This window comes from Campylobacter sp. JH32 (assembly GCF_017846535.1).
Classification (GTDB): domain Bacteria; phylum Campylobacterota; class Campylobacteria; order Campylobacterales; family Campylobacteraceae; genus Campylobacter_D; species Campylobacter_D coli.
This window is the reverse complement of record NZ_JAEQBS010000052.1, coordinates 1-346: the sequence shown is the minus strand read 5'-3', so window position 1 is coordinate 346 and position 346 is coordinate 1. Positions and strand designations below refer to the sequence as shown.

Below are 346 nucleotides of genomic sequence, written 5' to 3'. Positions count from 1 at the left end.
ATCAAAACAAGTATTTATAAGAGAAATACAATATTTAGGTTCTATTTTAACTATTTTATTTTGTTCAAAACGAGCTTGTATAGCTCTTGCATAGGTAGAATTTTGATTATTATGTTTATCACCTAGTTTTTGGGTATCACCATTTTCATGTTTTTTGTCATTTTCTTTTTTTACATAATCAATCCAATGTAGCATCGCATAACTTGCATCAGCTACATTAGCATAGTCTAAAAATTTAGTGATTAAGTCTAATTTAGCTTCTTGTGTTTTAATGTTTTTACTCATTTGTTATTCCAAAAATCTAAATCTCAAATTATCTTTCTAATTTTTTATCTAACATCTTCAC

General features: G+C 25.4%; 1 pseudogene. It reads right to left on the bottom strand.

Annotation, left to right across the window (positions count from 1 at the left end):
* Positions 1-285, bottom strand: a pseudogene (locus KAR67_RS09475) (methyltransferase); the annotation flags it as partial.
* Positions 286-346: the final 61 nt, after the last annotated feature.